Here is a 15354-nt window from a genome sequence, read left to right on the forward strand (position 1 = left end):
GAGCCGGGGTGCCCGCCCTGGTCGGGGGCTCCGGCGAAAGCTTTCTCCAGGCAGGCAGCGACGGCGGCGACCCGGTGGCCGAAACCCTCGCCCGATCCGATGATCGTCCCCGCCGACCACTCCCTCACATCTTCTCCCCGCTCCTTCCACACCCCTTCCGTGCGCCTGCCGGGCGTCCCGGGCCTGCGGCCGGACGCTGGACACGACGGGCGGCCGCGGGTTCAATGGGGCCCACGCGTTTGAACGTCGTTCTAAACTCTTCACCGACCACCCTCCGCCCACCCCCGACGAGCGAGGCACCGTGCGACTGACCCCCACCGAACGGGACCGGCTGCTGATCTTCACCGCGGCCGAGTTGGCCCGCGCCCGACGGGCACGCGGCGTGCGATTGAACGTGCCGGAGGCAACGGCGCTGATCGCCGACACCGTCTGCGAGGCGGCCCGCGACGGCCGCCGCCTGGCCGAGGCGATCGAGGCCGGCCGCACCGTGCTGAGCGCCGAGGACGTGCTGCCGGGCGTGCCTGACGTGGTGACGGTGGTCCAGGTCGAGGCGGTGTTCGAGGACGGGACGCGGCTGGCCGTGGTCAGCGACCCGTTCCGCGGCGCGGGTTCGCTGGGCGACGGGGCGCCCGGCGCGGCGCTGCCGGGCTCCGGCGCGGGCTACGACCCGGTGGAGGAGTCGCTGCTGCTGCCGGTGCACAACACCGCCTCGGTGCCGATCTCGGTGACCTCGCACTTCCACTTCTTCGAGTCCAACCCGCGCCTGGCCTTCGACCGCGCCGCCGCGTACGGGATGCACCTGGCCGTGCCGGCCGGCTCCTCGGTGCGCTTCGACCCGGGCGCCACCGTCGAGGTCGGCCTGGTGCCGATCGGCGGCGAGCGGGTGGCGATCGGCTTCGCCGGCCTGGTGGACGGGCCGCTGGACGCGCCGGGCGCGAAGGACGCGGCGCTGGCCAAGGCCCGCGCGACCGGCTACCTGACCGAGTTCGACGACACGTACGACGACGCGGAGCCCGCCCAGTGACCGCCCACCCCCGCCGCACCAGGAAGGACACCTGCGCATGAGCGCCATCTCCCCGCACGACTACATCTCGGTGCACGGCCCGCGCGCCGGCGACCGGGTCCGGCTCGGCGACTCGGGACTGATCGTCCGGGTCGAGTCCGACTCGCAGGCCCCCGGCGACGAGTTCCTCGCCGGGTTCGGCAAGACCGCCCGCGACGGGCTGCACCTGAAGCCCGCCGCGGTCCGCGAGACCTGCGACGTGGTGATCTCCAACGTGCTGGTGATCGACGCGGTCCAGGGCATCCGGAAGACCTCGATCGGCATCCGGGCGGGCCGGATCGCCTCGATCGGCCGGGCCGGCAACCCGGACACCCTGGACGGCGTCGAGGTGGTGGTCGGCACCGGCACCACGATCGTCTCCGGCGAGGGTCTGATCGCCACCGCGGGCGCCATCGACACCCACGTCCACCTGCTGTCGCCGCGGATCATGGAGGCCTCGCTGGCCTCCGGCGTGACCACCATCATCGGCCAGGAGTTCGGCCCGGTGTGGGGCGTCGGCGTCAACTCGCCGTGGGCGCTGCGGCACGCGTTCAACGCCTTCGACGCCTGGCCGGTCAACATCGGCTTCCTGGGCCGCGGTTCGTCCTCCGACGCCGCACCGCTGGTGGAGGCGCTCGCCGAGGGCGGCGCGTCCGGGTTCAAGGTGCACGAGGACATGGGCGCGCACACCCGGGCGCTGGACACCGCGCTGCGGGTCGCCGAGGAGTACGACGTCCAAGTGGCCCTGCACACCGACGGGTTGAACGAGTGCCTGTCGGTGGAGGACACCCTCGCGGTGCTGGAGGGGCGCACCATCCACGCCTTCCACATCGAGGGCTGCGGCGGCGGCCACGTGCCGAACGTGCTGAAGATGGCGGGCGTGCCGAACGTGATCGGCTCCTCCACCAACCCGACCCTGCCGTTCGGCCGGGACGCGCTGGGCGAGCACTACGACATGATCGTCTCCGCGCACGACCTCAAGCCCGACCTGCCGGGCGACGCCGCGATGGCCCGCGACCGGATCCGGGCCGGCACCATGGGCGCCGAGGACGTGCTGCACGACCTCGGGGTCATCGGCATCACCTCCTCCGACGCCCAGGGCATGGGCCGGGCCGGCGAGACCGTGCGCCGCACCTTCGCGATGGCCGGCAAGATGAAGGCCGAACTCGGCCCGCTCGACGGCGCCGGTTCCTACGGCACCGCCGAGGGCGGCGACGACAACGAGCGAGTGCTCCGCTACATCGCCAAACTGACCATCAACCCGGCCATCGCGCACGGGCTCGTCCACGAGGTCGGCTCGATCGAGGTCGACAAGCTGGCCGACATCGTGCTGTGGCGGCCGGACCACTTCGGCGCCAAGCCGCAACTGGTGCTGAAGGCCGGCTTCCCCGCGTACGGCGTGGTCGGCGACCCGAACGCCTCCACCGACCGGTGCGAACCCCTGGTGCTGGGGCCGCAGTTCGGCGCGCACGGGGCCACCGCCGCGGACATCTCGGTGGCGTTCGTCGCCCAGGCCGCCGCCGATTCCGCCTACTTGGACGTGGCGGGCGACCAACTGCCCACCCGCAGGCGGCGGGTGGGAGTGCGCGGCACCCGGGGCATCGGCCCGAGCTCGATGCTGCGCAACGGCCGCCTGGGGAAGGTCGACGTCTCGGCGACCGGCCTGGTCTCGCTGGACGGCGAGCCACTGCGCTCCGCGCCCGCCGATTCGGTCTCCCTCAGCCGCCTCTACTTCCTCTGAACTCCCCTCACCCCGCTAGGACTTGATCCCCATGACCACCCCCACCCCCGCCGAGCTCGGCTTCCGGATGCCCGCCGAATGGCACCCGCACGAGCGCACCTGGATGGCGTTCCCGACCGCGAACCCGACCTTCGACGGCGCGGAGCAGCTGGACGCGGCCCGCCGCGCCTGGGCCGAGGTCGCCAACACGATCGTTCGCCACGAGCCGCTCACCCTGGTGGTCAACACCGGCGAGACCGAGCAGGCCCGGCCCTACCTCTCCCCCGAGGTGGAGATCGTCGAGCGCCCGCTGGACGACGCCTGGATGCGCGACATCGGCCCGTCCTTCCTGATCGACGACAAGGGCGAACTGGCGGCCGCCGACTGGGTGTTCAACGGCTGGGGCGCCCAGTCGTGGGCCCGCTGGGACAACGACCGGCACATCGCCGAGCACGTCACCGAACTGGCCGGCGTCCGGCGGTTCGCCTCCCGGCTGATCAACGAGGGCGGCGGCATCCACGTCGACGGCGAGGGCACCGTCCTGGTCACCGACACCGTCCAGCTCGGCGAGGGCCGCAACGCCGACTGGACCCGCGAGCAGGTCGAGGCCGAGCTGCACGCGCACCTCGGCACCACCAAGGCGATCTGGCTGCCGCGCGGACTGACCCGCGACTACGACGAGTTCGGCACCCGCGGCCACATCGACATCGTCGCCTCCTTCGTCCGCCCCGGCACCGTCGTCGTCCACTCCCAGCCCGACCCGGCGCACCCCGACCACGCGGTCTGCCAGGAGCTCGCCGAGACCCTCCGCGCCGCCACCGACGCCCGGGGCCGGCAGCTTGAGGTCATCGAACTCCCGGCCCCCACCGTCCTGTTCGACGAGGACGGCGAGCCCGTCGACTACTCCTACATCAACCACTACGTGGCCAACGGCGTCGTCGTGCTGTGCGCCTTCGACGACCCGCGCGACGAGCAGGCCAAGGCCGTCCTGGAGAAGGCCTACCCGGGCCGCACCGTCGAACTGGTCGACGCCCGCGAGATCTTCGCCAACGGCGGCGGCATCCACTGCATCACCCAGCAGCAGCCGAAGGCCTGACGCCTCGACAGCCGCGGGCCGGAACCTCACAACGAGGTTCCGGCCCGCGGCCGTTCGGGTGTCCGGCGGTCGGTCAGTGGCGGCGCCGGGGGCGGCGGCAGGTCACCGCGCAGAGCGCCGCACCGCCGACGGTGAGCAGTCCGGCGACTGCGGCCAGCAGGCTGCCGGGCAGGTCGCTGCCGGTGTGCGGCAGCATCCCGTGCTCGCCCTTCGCCCCCTCGCTGGGCTTCCCGGCCGACGGCGACGGCTCCGGGCCGGTCGAGGGCGAGGTCGAGGGCGAGGGCGACGGGCTGGGGCTCGGGCTGGTGTGGGGCAGCACCAGGCCGAGGTCCAGGTCGAGGTAGCGCCGGCCGCCCGCCAGGTCGACGGTCTGGGTGAGGCCGGTGGCGGGGTCGGCGTCGGAGTCGAGTGCCGGGTCGGTGCCGGCGTGCCGGAGGGTGACGGTGGCGCCCGCGGGGATCGTGGAGAGCTCGAAGCGGATCCGGTAGACGCCGTCCGGCAGGTGGTCGAAGAGGTAGTGGCCGCCGCTGTCGCTGACGGTGGTGAGCGGGTTGCCGTGCAGGTCGCGGACGGGCTGGCCGCTGCCGTCCAGCAGGTCCACGTGCACGCCGGGGACGCCGGGCTCGCCGGGCTGCTGGATGCCGTCGTGGTTGAGGTCGTCCCAGACGAAGTCGCCGAGCGCGTTGTCGGACGGGCGGGTCTGCTCGACGGCCACGCCGACCTTGGCGGGTTCGGCGGGCAGCAGCTGACGGCCCGTCGCGTCGATGGCGGTGTAGGCGAACGAGTTCCAGGCGTACGCCCCTTCGGGGGCGTCGAACGGGGCGACCATCGGCCAGCCCAGGGTGAAGGAGTCGCCGGGGGCGAGGGTGCCGGGGCGCTCGATCCGGAACCAGGTGGCGGTGCCCGGGCCCGGGAAGGTCGCCGTCCACACCGCGTTCGGGTTGCAGCCCGGGTCGGAGGCGGGCGGCACCAGCGCGGGCACGCAGGGGTGCTTGTCGGTGGTGTACTCGACGGTCACGCTAGGGTCGGAGCTGGTGATGGGGCTGCTCAGCGACGGCGCCCAGGCGCTGCCGCGGGCCGCGTCCGGGGTCAGCACGTAACCGTCGCCGGGGGTGGGCAGCTTGTCGTAGGCGACGAACTCGGTGACCGGGTCCGCCGAGTCGTTGCGGACGGTCATCCGGTAGGACAGCGCGCCGCCCGGCGTGGTGGCGCCCATCGGGCCGTACCCGGAGTCCAGGTCGCCCTGGACCTCCTTGTAGGAGCGCAGCACGCTCGGCACCTGCACCTCGACCTGCGACGTGGCGTGGCACATGGTCTCGGTGAGGTCGCCGTTGCCGTTCAGGTCGAGCGTGTCGGGGACGCCGTGGCTGACGCCGCTGAAGTAGCAGGTGACGGGCTCGGTCGGGTGGTCGGCGGTGACGAACACCTGGTTGGTGAGGGCGCCGGCCCGGACGCTGTCGGCGACCTGGACGTCGAACAGCACCCGGTAGGCCAGCGCGTCGTTCAGGTACGTCATGTCGGGCGCACCGGCCGGCCAGGTCATCTTGACGATCTGTCGGCCGTCCGCACCGGGCGTGACCTGCACGGACTCGGGGAGTTTGGCGTCCGGGTAGCTGGGGTCGGTGCGCAGCGAGCCGTCCAGGTAGACCAGCCCGGTGGGCAGCACGTCGTACAGCACCAGCGGCCGGTCCAGCGCGCGCCCGTTGCGGTTGTACGGGATCACCTCGAAGGTGGCGCGGCCGCCGGCGTTGGTGACGGCGCCCGCGACGGTGCTCTTGGCCGCGCCGAGGTTGGTGGCGGCGACGACCGTGGTCTCGGCGCAGCCGGTGGCCCGGGCGGTGGTGGCGCCGTCGGTGGCGGTGTTGTCGACGCAGTTGGTGAGCAGTTCGGGCGCGGGGCGGCCGTCGTGGCCGGGGGTGACGACCTGGGTGACCACCTGGACGCCGCTGCCCGGGGCCCAGCCGGTGGGCAGCGGGCCGTTCCAGGTCAGGTGCAGCCCGTCCAGCCAGCGGCCGGCGGGCAGGCCGAGCTCGTCCGCGGCGGGGTCGCCGGCGCCCTCGACGAAGGTGATGCGGCGGGTGGTGGAGCCGTCGAACGGGGTGCCCGGGGTGAAGGTCAGCCAGGTCGGGTCGCCGTTCAACCGGTACTGGAAGGTGAGTCGGATGCCCGGCGGGTTCCACGCGTCGAGCTGCACGGTCTGCGGGAACAGCCAGTTGTAGAGGCTGTCGGTGGTGCCGGTGCCCGGGTCGGTCATGGTGAGCTCGGTGGCGGGCGCCGAGGTGTTGGTGGCGAACAGGCTGAAACTGTTCAGGTCGCCGGAGACGCTCCGCTCGCCCCAGGACTTGGCGGCGCTGACCTGCACACCGGTGGCGGGCTCCTGGAAGGCGCCGGTGGTGGCTTCGGCGGTGGACAGGCTCTGCTCGGGGGCGGTGCCGAGCGGGTCGCCGAGCAGTTCGACGTCGTTGGTGGAGGTGGTGCCGGACGGGAACGTCGGGTCCGGGTAGTTCACCACCAGCACGCCGGGGATCCGGCAGCCGGCCTGGCCGTTGGCGGCCCGGAACTCGCCGATGTCGTAGCCCCAGGTGTTCGGCCCGGGCGCGACCTGGCTCCAGCCGGGCGAGCGCGCGGTGTCGACCACCGCGCCGGGCGGCAGCGTGTCCAGCAGGCGGCTGGCGTCCAGGTCGACGTTGGGGCCGGAGGTCGAGCAGGCGCTGAACTGGTAGGTGACGGTCCGTCCGTCGGCGCTGGCGGTCTGCACGCCCTTGGTGACCTGGTAGGCGGGCTCGACGTGCGCCGTGACGGAGGCGGAGCCGTTCTGCGGGGTCTCCCCGTCGACCGTCAGCTGCGCCGAGTTGAGCGCCGAAGTGCCGTCCGCGGTCGTCCAGTTGGGGAAGCGCACCACCACGCTGACAGCGGCCGTGGTGCCCGGGCTGAGGTTGAGCAGCCTGATGTCGAGCGTGCCGCCCGTGGTGCCGGCGGCGGGCACGGTGGAACCGGCCACGTCCACGGTGGTGGGGTCGGGCGTCCAGCCGACGAACTCCATGGACGCGGGCAGCGTGTCGGTGATCCGACCGTTGACGCATTCGGTGACCGAGCAGGTGTACTGCAGGGTGAAGGTGACGTTCTCCCCCGGCGCGGCGGTGAACTTGTCGACGTTCTTGACGAAGGAGATCGCGGCGTGCGCGGGTGCGGCCAGGACACCGCTGCCGAACAGCGATCCGGCCAGGAGTGCCAGCACGGAGCCGATCCGCCCGGCCCGAAGGGGAGTACGCATACCGGGCAGTTGATCGGGCATCAGGATCGCAAGTGGCGGTGACGCGACCTGAAATGACAGGTATTCACCCGATTGGCCCAGTCGATCCATCCGTCCGGCGGACGCCCCGTCACCGACCGGCCGTCCGGTCGCCGGTGAACTCCTGAGAACGATCTCCGGTATTCGACCTTGGTACGCCTGTCGGCAGTTAGCATGCCCGTGCGGCGTCAGGGGGACGCCCGCCCAGCATTGGGGGAACCACGCATGCGCATCCGCGCGAAGGGGCTGACCGCCCTGCTCCTCGGCTCTCTGCTCGCCGTCGGCGCCACCGCCGCACCGCAGGCCGGTGCCAACACCACCCCGGCCACCGCGACCACCGCCACCCGCGGTCTGGAGATCGGCGTCCCGGCCTACACCTTCCCGAACTACCCGATGATGCTGGACGTCCAGGCCGCCCAGCCCGCGCCGTCCGTCGTCATCCTCAACCCGAACAACGGCGAGGACCCGTTCGACGCCAGCTGGCAGGCCCGCGCCGACGCGCTGCGCGCCCGCACCACCGCCACCGGCGAGCACACCAAGGTGCTCGGCTACGTGCACACCGAAGCCACCAAGCGCGACCGGGCCGCCGTCCTCAAGGATGTCCGCAACTACCTGGTCACCGCCGACGGCAAGCTGCACGTCGACGGCATCTTCTTCGACACCAGCAGCCGCAACTGCGGTGTCAACAACGTCGAGCGGGACTTCTACCTCGACCTGCGCCAGCAGGTCCAGGGGATCATCCACTCCATCGACCCGGCGGCACAGGAGCTGGTGGTGGACAACCCCGGCACCGCCGTCCAGGACTGCTTCCTGGAGCCCGGCAAGCGCACCGCCGACACCTTCGTCACCTTCGAAGGCACCTACGACGCCTACACCAACAGCTACCTCGGTGGAAACGTCTTCAACCTGACCGTCGGCTACTACCCCGGCGCCGGGTTCGACCCCAACGGCACCTCCTACTGGCACCTGATCCACGCCGTCCCGAACGCCACCGCCATGAAGACCGCCCTCAGCACCGCGTTCACCCGCGGCGCCGGGTACGCGTACGCCACCGACGACGTCCTCGACAACCCGTGGGACGCCACCCCCGCCTGGGGCTTCGGCGCGGAGACCTCCTACGCCGCCACCCTCGGCTGACCGACCGTCCGGCCCGCCCCTGCGTCCTCGGAGGGGCGGGCCCGGCCGCGACGCGATGTCATGGACCCATGACCTCCCCCTCGCTCGACGAACTCACCGACGAACTGCTCCGCCTCGCTCCCGCACTCGACCGCGAACAGGCCGCCGCCGTCCTCCGCAAGGCCTACCGGGCCGGCCTCGACCACGGCCGGCAGGAACACGTCGAAGGGCTCGAACACGGCGGCTGGTGACCCCGCCCGCACGTCCCGCCCTTCCCGTACGGGAGACTGGACCCCGGACAGCCAGCAACGAGGAGAGCGGATGGCCCCGCCACGCACCCGCCGCCCGGCCCGCCCGCGGGAAGAGGTGTACGCGGCCGCCCGCGCCGCCATCGCCGAACACGGCCTCGCCCGCCTCACCATGGCCGGCCTCGGCCAGCAGCTCGGCATGAGCGCCGGACACCTCCTCTACTACTTCGGCAGCAAGGACCAGCTCCTGCTGGAAACCCTCCGGTGGAGCGAGACCCAGCTGGGCGAACGCCGCACCCGCGAACTCGCCCGCCACGACCTGCCCGTGCTCGAACGGCTCGCCCGCTACATCGACCTCTACCTCCCCGAGGGCCCCGGTGACCCCCGGTGGATCCTGTGGATCGAGGTGTGGAGCCGCTCCCCCGAGACCGCGGACCTCCGCCAGGGCCAACTCGACATCGAAACCCCCTGGCAGAACGACCTCACCGCGCTCATCACCGAGGGCCGCACCACCGGCGTCCTCACCCCCACCGCCCCCGCCGCCGACCGCGCCGCCCAGCTCCGCGCCCTGCTCGACGGCCTCGCCGTCCCGCTGGCCATCGGCATCCCCGCCACCACCCGCGACCAGGCCACCGCCCAGGCCGCCTCCGCGGCCCACGCCCTCCTCGGCGTCCCGCCGAAGTAGCCGGCGCCTGCGGCGTGCCGCCTCGGTTGGACGCCGCTTCGGCGCGTGGGCGTCAGTCCGTCCAGACCGCCGCCGCGGTGCGGTCGTCGGCGTAGCCCTTGGCGCGGACCTGGACCTGGCGGAGGAAGTCGACGGTGCCTGGGGGGTGGGGGTGGGCCCAGTGGCTGGAGAGGAAGTGGGCGACGGCGGGTTCTTCGGCGATCGGGTCGGCGAGGCCGGGGGTGCACAGGAGCAGGATGTCGCCGGCGGTGGCGGGGACGAGGCGGAACCGGAAGGGGCGGAGGGCGGGACGGGCGGCCGGGGGCAACGGCGGCTGGCCGTCCGGGTGGTGCAGCAGGCGGGCCGCGTAGGCGTCGATCCAGTGGCCCGAGCGCAGGAGGTAGAGCCCGCCGGGGCCGGTGCCGAACGCGGCCCGGTGGGTGGCCGCCGGGTCGGTCGACATCAGCAGGCAGTGCAGCGACGCGGTCTCCTCGGGCGGCAGCGCCTGCTCCGGTGGAACGTCCTCCGCGCTCCCGGTCTCGCCGCGCAGCCGGGCCGCCGCCTGGAGGGCGATCCGCTGGAGGCCGTACCGCAGCCGGTCACGGGCGCCGGCCCGCAGGTCGGCGGCGAGTTCGGCGCGGCTGCGCCCGATCGCCGCCGCCAGTTGCCGGGCCGCGTCCGTCGCCGCGGCGGAGCCCCATCCGGCGTCGGCCGGTCGGGCGGGGCCCGCGAGGACGGTCAGCACCAGCCCGTCCTCGGCGTCCCCGAACCGGACGGTGAGCAGCGCGTCGCGTCGCGGCTCGCCCCGGTAGCGGGCGGAGTCCCCGCGGATCGACACGGCCCGCAGGGTGGTCGTCGCGAACCGGGCGCCGTCGACGGCCGTGTCCGGCACGATCGCGCCCAGGGCGTCCGGGTCGCTGACCGGCAGCGCGGTCGGCTCGGCGGCGTACGTCGGCGGCCGCTCCCCGACGTGCGGCACGGTCGGCGTCTCCGGTTCCCGCCACGGCGCACCGCGATCCGACGGCGGCGCCGACGGGACCTCGGGCTCCGGCGCCGCCTCCGCTCGCGGCGGCTCCGCCGGCGGTGCCTCCGCCCGCGGAGGCTTCGCCAGGACGGACGGTGCTACGACCGGCGGTTGGACGACCGGCGGTTGGACGACCGGCGGTTCGACCGAATGCGGCTGCTCGTCGCGCGCGCCCCCGTCGGGTGCGTCCTCGGTGGGCCGGAGTTCGGGCCAGGCGGCCTCGGCCCAGCTGCGCTGCGGCGGTACCGCGTGCGCCGTGTCCGGGTCCGTTTCCAGGTCGGTGCCGGTCGGGGGCGGGGTGTCCTCGGCGGGCCGGTGCCGGGGGTCGAAGAGGCCGGCGGCGGCGGTGAACCAGTCGTCCACGGAGGTGGTGTCGGCGACGGCGTCGGGAGTGTCGGGGAGGGTGCCGGCGGGGCCCGTGTAGACGGTGTGCCACCAGGCGTCGTCGGATCGGGTCGGCCCGGGTGCGCCCTGCTCGTTCAACTGACGGCTCCTGATCGATCCGTGGGAATGCCGGACGTGACGTCATTCTTCCGAAGCACAACGGCGCTGTCCGGGAATCGGAACATCGCACCGACGCACGGGGGAGGTTCCGGCCACCGGCGGTCCGCTGACGGGCTCGAATGAGCCACGGCAATGGCTCCGGGACGGAAATTCGGAGCCCAAGGGGGGCATCGCTTCACCCGATCGGCTGATTAATATGTGCGCATGACCGCGCCAGGACTTCGCACTCGTCCCGGAGGAGGGACCGCGTACGCGGTGCTCCGCCCGGTGGCGATGCTGTGGGCGGTCCTGCTGGCCGCGCTGCTGGCGCTGCTGCCGTGCACGGCGAACGCCCGGTCCGCGGGCTCCCCGCCGGCCGGGGCCGTCACGTCCGTGCGGGCGGTGTCGACCGTCGTCCCGGCCGCGATCGCCGTCCCGGACCGGGCCGGCACTGTCGCCGGCCACCAGCACGCGCTGGCGCCGGAGAGCTCCGGCGTGCTCATCCTCTGCACTGCGGACGGCCCGAACCGGCTGCCCGGTCACGGCTGTTCCAGTCACTCCTTCTGCGGCCCGGAGTCGCAGCTCCCGAACGCGCCCCCTCAGCCCGGCGCGGTCGTCCTGCCGCAGTTGGTGGCCCCACCCGCGTCGCCCGCCGTCCCGGCGGCCGACGTCCGACCGGCGCCGCACCATGCGCCCGACCTGCACGCACTCCAGGTTCACCGGTCCTGAGCGGAACCCACCGCCGACCCGTTCCCCGGCTCCCGGGCGGTCGGCGGCTCCGCTGCCCCAACCTCACCGCAGACCGCCGTGCGCCGCACGGCGGGGACAAGGACATCATTCATGGGTTCCGCCTCCAAGCAGTCGTCCCAGCCGACCGGCAAGCAGCCCAAGCCGGGCAGCAAGTCCGCCCAGCAGGCCGACCGCCGGGCCCGGATCGCCGAGCTGCGCGCCGCCGAGCAGCGCCGTGAGCGCCGCAACAAGTTCCTCACCATCGGCATCTCCGCCGCCCTGGTGCTCGCCATGATCGGCGGCGGCTCCTGGCTGGCGCTGGACGCCAAGCACAAGAAGGACGCGGACGCCGCGGCCGCGAAGGCGCCGATCGACGGCGTCAAGACCTGGGACAAGCTGTCCCGCAACCATGTCCAGACCGAGGTCAAGTACGACCAGGCCCCGCCGGTCGGCGGCGACCACAACCCGGTCTGGGCGACCTGCATGGGCACCGTGTACGACCAGCCGGTGAAGAACGAGAACGCGGTCCACTCGCTGGAGCACGGCGCGGTCTGGGTCACCTACAACAGCAAGGCCGGCGCGGACGACATCAAGGCGCTGAGCGAGAAGGTCAAGGCCACCCCGTACAGCCTGATGAGCCCGTACCCGGACGAGCAGGGCACCATCACGCTGAGCGCCTGGGGCACCCAGCTGATCGTCGACTCCGCGCAGGACCCGCGGATCGAGAAGTTCTTCACCAAGTACGTGCAGGGCCCGCAGACCCAGGAGCCGGGCGCCTCCTGCAGCTCGGGCGCGATGTGACCGGCGACCAGGAGTCGACGGCGGAGCAGGCCCGGTCCGGCGGCCGCAGCCGTCGGAAGCTGTGGTGGCCGGCCGCGCTGGCGGCGGTGGTCGCGCTCGGCCTCGGGGTGCCCGCGCTGGTCTCCAGCGGCACCCCGGCGTCCGGAAGTTCCTCGTCCGCGCCGAGCACCGACTCGGCGGAGGCCGGGTTCGCCCGCGACATGGCCACCCACCACCAGCAGGCGATCGACATGTCGTTCATCGTCCGCGACCGCACCCAGGACCAGGCGGTCCGCACCCTGGCGTTCGACATCATCAACACGCAGGCGAACCAGCGCGGCATGCTGATGGGCTTCCTCGACCAGTGGGGCCTGACCCAGGCCAGCGCGGCCAAGCCGATGGCCTGGATGGGGCACACGTACGAGGCGCACGACGGTTCGCTGATGCCCGGGATGGCGACCAACGCCGACCTGGACCGGCTCCGCACGCTCAGCGGCCGGGACGCCGAGGTGTTCTACCTGCAGCTGATGCTCGCCCACCACCGGGGCGGGATGGACATGGCCCAGGCGTACGTGGACGCGGCGAAGAACGACGTCGAGAAGCGGCTCGCGCAGACCATGGTCAACGGGCAGCAGGCGGAGATCGACCTGATCAGCAGCATGCTCACGGAGCGCGGCGCGAAGCCGACGCCCTGACCCTCCGAGCACCAGGGGCGCCGTCCGGGACCACCCGGGCGGCGCCCCTGCTGTCGTACCGGCGACGCTTCGGCGGACGCAGGGCCGGACCGCAGGCACCACCCGCCGATCCCTCAGCGAGCGGACAGCCGGACCGCAGGCACCACCCGGCAGTCCCTCAGCGAGCGGACAGTCGGGCCACGGGCACCACCCGGCGATCCCTCAGCGAGCGGACAGTCGGGCCACGGGCACCACCCGGCGATCCCTCAGCAGGCGGAGAACCGGACCGCAGGCACCACCCGCCGATCCCTCAGCGAGCGGACAGCCTGGCCGCCAGCACCGCGACCGCGGCGAGCAGCAGCAGGACCGCCCGGCCGCCGGACGCCGCTCCGGCGAGGTGGACGGCGAGCACCGGCAGGGCGGTGCCGAGCGCGGTGCCCAGGCTGCGCACCATGTTCACCAGGCCGCCGCCGACGGCCGAGCTCTGCGCGGGTATCGCCCGCATCACCAGGGCGTTGTTGGCGGGCAGCAGCAGTCCGAGCCCGTAGCCGGCCGCCAGCAGCGGCCCCACCGCCGCGCCGGCGCCGGGCGCGGGCAGCACGGCGAGCACCAGCAGTCCGGCCGCGGCGAGCAGCGCGCCGGCCCGGCAGCGCACCGCGTCGCTCCAGCCGCGCGGCAGCAGCCCGCCGCCGACCGTGGCGGCCAGCGCGAACGCCGCGGGCAGCGCGGTGATCACCACGCCGGCGGTGGCGGCGGGCACGCCACGGCCGGCCAGCACCACCGGCTCCAGCACCAGCGGGCAGAACAGCAGCAGGTAGCCGATCAGTGCCACCACCAGACCGGCCCGGATGCCGGGGGTGTTCACCAGCCCGGGCGGGACGATCGGCCGGTCCGCGCGCCGCTCCTGCCGGACCAGCCCGGCCGCGGCGAGGACCGCGAGCACCGCCAGCGCGGCCACCGCCCACCCGGGCAGCGGCAGCCCGGACGCGGCGGACAGCGCCAGCAGCAGCGCGGTGGACGCGCCGGCCAGCAGCAGCAGTCCGGCCAGGTCGAAGCGTCCGCCGGCGTCCTTCGAACGGGCCGGGCGGGCCGGGCGGCGACCGTCGGGGAAGGTGCGCGGCAGCAGGAACCAGCCCGCCAGGATGCCGAGCAAGCCGATCGGGACGTTGACCCAGAACGCCCAGCGCCAGGAGGCGTGGGTGACCAGCAGGCCGCCGAGGGTCGGGCCGAGGGCGAGGCCGAGGGCCTGGGCGGCGGCCTGGATGCCGAGCGCCGTGCGCATCGCCCGTTCGGGTACCCCCCGGGCGACCAGCGCCACGCTGTTGGCCTGCATCATCGCGCCGCCGACCGCCTGCACCGCGCGACAGGCGACCAGCACGGCCAGGCTGCCGGCCAGTCCCGCGCCGAGCGACGCGGCCGCGAACACCGCGAAGCCGCCCAGGTACATGGTCTTGCGGCCGACCAGGTCGGACAGCCGCCCGACCGGGGCGAGCAGGGCGACCAGCACCAGCAGGTACGACAGCGACACCCACTCGACGGCGGCGAAGCCCGCGTCGAACCGCTGTTCCAACGCGGGGAACACCAGCGAGGTGACGCTCGCGGTCAGCTGGCCGAGGAACGCGCCCAGGCAGACCGTGCCGACGGCCAGCCAGTGCGCGTGCGGCCAGCGCGCGACGGCGCGCGGGCGCGGGCGTTCGGCGCGCTGCAGGGCGTCCTGCAGGGTGTCGAGCAGCCGTGGGGCGAGGGCGGGTTCGGCCATGGTCCGAATATATCGGCCGCAGACATAATCGCTCAAGGACTCTTTCCGGAGCCGAGCCATCTGGTTGCGGCCGACAACCGTTCCCGCTGGTCACCGAACGGACGACGGACAGCACCGACACCACCTGGCGCTACGCTGTCCGCCATGTCCTCGCAGCCCCAGCCCGCGCCCGGCCCCCTCGCACCGGACACCGACGCACTCGCCGGGGCCCAGCAGCTCACCGACGTGATCACCCGGCTGCGCCGTGCGCTGCGCAGCTCGATCCGGTCCGAGTTCCCCTGGGAGGCCCTGCCGATGGCCCAGGTCGAGCTCCTCCAGACCCTCGCCGTCGCCCCCATGCGGGTCGGCGAACTCGCCGCTCGGCAACGGCTGGCGCCCAACACCGTCAGCGGCCTGATCTCCAAGCTCCTCGACGCCGGGCTGGTCGACCGCCAACCCGACCCGGGCGACCGCCGCACCGCCCGGATCGCCCTCACCGAGGCCGGCCACCAACAGCTCCGCGACTGGCAGAGCGCCCACGAGCGCCGCCTCGCCGCCGCCCTCGCCGGCCTCACCCCCGCCGACCGCGAAGCCGTCATGCACGCCCTCCCCGGGCTCGACCACCTCGCCCACGCCCTGGCGGGCACCGACCCGGCCCGCTGAGACGCCGCCCCGCCGGAACGCCGGCCCGCCGGGCGTCGACCGACCCGCCGGGGCGCCAGCCCGCCGAGACCCCGACGGGCGCCGG

At 73.7% G+C, this 15354-nt stretch carries 13 protein-coding genes; 10 read left to right on the top strand and 3 right to left on the bottom strand.

Features of this window, described 5'->3' with window-relative positions:
* Positions 1–301: 301 nt before the first annotated feature.
* Genes CG736_RS16090 through CG736_RS16100 form a run of 3 tightly spaced genes read left to right on the top strand, consistent with a single transcriptional unit; the run spans position 302 to position 3858 of the window.
* Positions 302–1024 carry an urease subunit gamma gene (locus CG736_RS16090; RefSeq protein ID WP_100586904.1) on the top strand — a complete coding sequence of 241 codons (723 nt, stop codon included), beginning with the start codon at positions 302–304 and terminating at the stop codon, positions 1022–1024.
* 37 nt (positions 1025–1061) lie between these two features.
* Positions 1062–2783 (top strand): urease subunit alpha, encoded by a 1722-nt coding sequence (locus CG736_RS16095; RefSeq protein WP_100586905.1) that lies wholly within the window; start codon positions 1062–1064, stop codon positions 2781–2783.
* 31 nt (positions 2784–2814) lie between these two features.
* Positions 2815–3858, top strand: coding sequence for an agmatine/peptidylarginine deiminase (locus CG736_RS16100; RefSeq protein ID WP_100586906.1), 1044 nt, complete (start codon positions 2815–2817; stop codon positions 3856–3858).
* Between the two features lie 73 nt (positions 3859–3931).
* On the opposite strand, the gene CG736_RS16105 is transcribed toward CG736_RS16100, so the two are convergent.
* Positions 3932–7132: an SdrD B-like domain-containing protein gene (locus CG736_RS16105; protein WP_198520519.1), complete on the bottom strand. Its 3201-nt coding sequence runs from the start codon at positions 7130–7132 to the stop codon at positions 3932–3934.
* Positions 7133–7375: 243 nt separating this feature from the next.
* Here CG736_RS16105 and CG736_RS16110 point away from each other — a divergent pair, with 243 nt between their 5' ends.
* The 3 genes from CG736_RS16110 to CG736_RS16115 all read left to right on the top strand — a co-directional run bounded on the left by CG736_RS16110 (position 7376) and on the right by CG736_RS16115 (position 9199).
* A complete protein-coding gene (locus tag CG736_RS16110; protein ID WP_100586908.1) occupies positions 7376–8287 on the top strand; it encodes a spherulation-specific family 4 protein in 912 nt (303 codons plus the stop codon).
* 68 nt (positions 8288–8355) lie between these two features.
* Positions 8356–8517 carry a hypothetical protein gene (locus tag CG736_RS36270; RefSeq protein ID WP_157815606.1) on the top strand — a complete coding sequence of 54 codons (162 nt, stop codon included), beginning with the start codon at positions 8356–8358 and terminating at the stop codon, positions 8515–8517.
* 70 nt (positions 8518–8587) lie between these two features.
* Positions 8588–9199, top strand: a complete 612-nt coding sequence (locus tag CG736_RS16115) for a TetR/AcrR family transcriptional regulator (RefSeq protein ID WP_100586909.1) — start codon at positions 8588–8590, stop codon at positions 9197–9199.
* A gap of 52 nt (positions 9200–9251) precedes the next feature.
* On the opposite strand, the gene CG736_RS16120 is transcribed toward CG736_RS16115, so the two are convergent.
* Positions 9252–10685 carry a protein phosphatase 2C domain-containing protein gene (locus CG736_RS16120; protein WP_100586910.1) on the bottom strand — a complete coding sequence of 478 codons (1434 nt, stop codon included), beginning with the start codon at positions 10683–10685 and terminating at the stop codon, positions 9252–9254.
* Between the two features lie 225 nt (positions 10686–10910).
* Between CG736_RS16120 and CG736_RS16125 the strand changes: the two genes are divergently transcribed.
* From CG736_RS16125 to CG736_RS16135, 3 genes are all read left to right on the top strand, one after another.
* Positions 10911–11414 carry a hypothetical protein gene (locus CG736_RS16125; protein WP_157815607.1) on the top strand — a complete coding sequence of 168 codons (504 nt, stop codon included), beginning with the start codon at positions 10911–10913 and terminating at the stop codon, positions 11412–11414.
* Positions 11415–11525: 111 nt separating this feature from the next.
* Positions 11526–12215 carry a DUF3105 domain-containing protein gene (locus CG736_RS16130; protein WP_100586912.1) on the top strand — a complete coding sequence of 230 codons (690 nt, stop codon included), beginning with the start codon at positions 11526–11528 and terminating at the stop codon, positions 12213–12215.
* The gene (locus tag CG736_RS16135; RefSeq protein WP_369880205.1) at positions 12212–12889 is read left to right on the top strand and encodes a DUF305 domain-containing protein; all 678 of its coding nucleotides are present in this window, start codon (positions 12212–12214) and stop codon (positions 12887–12889) included. The genes CG736_RS16130 and CG736_RS16135 overlap by 4 nt, the downstream gene beginning before the upstream one ends.
* Before the next feature lie 289 nt (positions 12890–13178).
* Here the strand turns inward: CG736_RS16135 and CG736_RS16140 are convergent, their stop codons facing one another.
* Positions 13179–14627 carry an MFS transporter gene (locus CG736_RS16140; RefSeq protein WP_100586913.1) on the bottom strand — a complete coding sequence of 483 codons (1449 nt, stop codon included), beginning with the start codon at positions 14625–14627 and terminating at the stop codon, positions 13179–13181.
* A gap of 144 nt (positions 14628–14771) precedes the next feature.
* On the opposite strand from CG736_RS16140, the gene CG736_RS16145 reads away from it, so the two are divergent.
* Positions 14772–15269, top strand: coding sequence for a MarR family winged helix-turn-helix transcriptional regulator (locus CG736_RS16145; RefSeq protein WP_100586914.1), 498 nt, complete (start codon positions 14772–14774; stop codon positions 15267–15269).
* The last annotated feature ends 85 nt before the right edge of the window (positions 15270–15354 follow it).

This window comes from Kitasatospora sp. CB02891, from assembly GCF_002803145.1.
Classification (GTDB): Bacteria; Actinomycetota; Actinomycetes; order Streptomycetales; family Streptomycetaceae; genus Kitasatospora; species Kitasatospora griseola.

What these genes read in the sequence shown, in the direction of transcription:
- CG736_RS16095 (WP_100586905.1), top strand. Translation starts at nt 1,062, where the DNA reads ATGAGCGCCATCTCCCCGCACGACTACATCTCGGTGCACGGCCCGCGC.
- CG736_RS16100 (WP_100586906.1), top strand. Translation starts at nt 2,815, where the DNA reads ATGACCACCCCCACCCCCGCCGAGCTCGGCTTCCGGATGCCCGCCGAA.
- CG736_RS16105 (WP_198520519.1), bottom strand. Translation starts at nt 7,132, where the DNA reads ATGCGTACTCCCCTTCGGGCCGGGCGGATCGGCTCCGTGCTGGCACTC.
- CG736_RS16110 (WP_100586908.1), top strand. Translation starts at nt 7,376, where the DNA reads ATGCGCATCCGCGCGAAGGGGCTGACCGCCCTGCTCCTCGGCTCTCTG.
- CG736_RS36270 (WP_157815606.1), top strand. Translation starts at nt 8,356, where the DNA reads ATGACCTCCCCCTCGCTCGACGAACTCACCGACGAACTGCTCCGCCTC.
- CG736_RS16115 (WP_100586909.1), top strand. Translation starts at nt 8,588, where the DNA reads ATGGCCCCGCCACGCACCCGCCGCCCGGCCCGCCCGCGGGAAGAGGTG.
- CG736_RS16125 (WP_157815607.1), top strand. Translation starts at nt 10,911, where the DNA reads ATGACCGCGCCAGGACTTCGCACTCGTCCCGGAGGAGGGACCGCGTAC.
- CG736_RS16130 (WP_100586912.1), top strand. Translation starts at nt 11,526, where the DNA reads ATGGGTTCCGCCTCCAAGCAGTCGTCCCAGCCGACCGGCAAGCAGCCC.
- CG736_RS16140 (WP_100586913.1), bottom strand. Translation starts at nt 14,627, where the DNA reads ATGGCCGAACCCGCCCTCGCCCCACGGCTGCTCGACACCCTGCAGGAC.
- CG736_RS16145 (WP_100586914.1), top strand. Translation starts at nt 14,772, where the DNA reads ATGTCCTCGCAGCCCCAGCCCGCGCCCGGCCCCCTCGCACCGGACACC.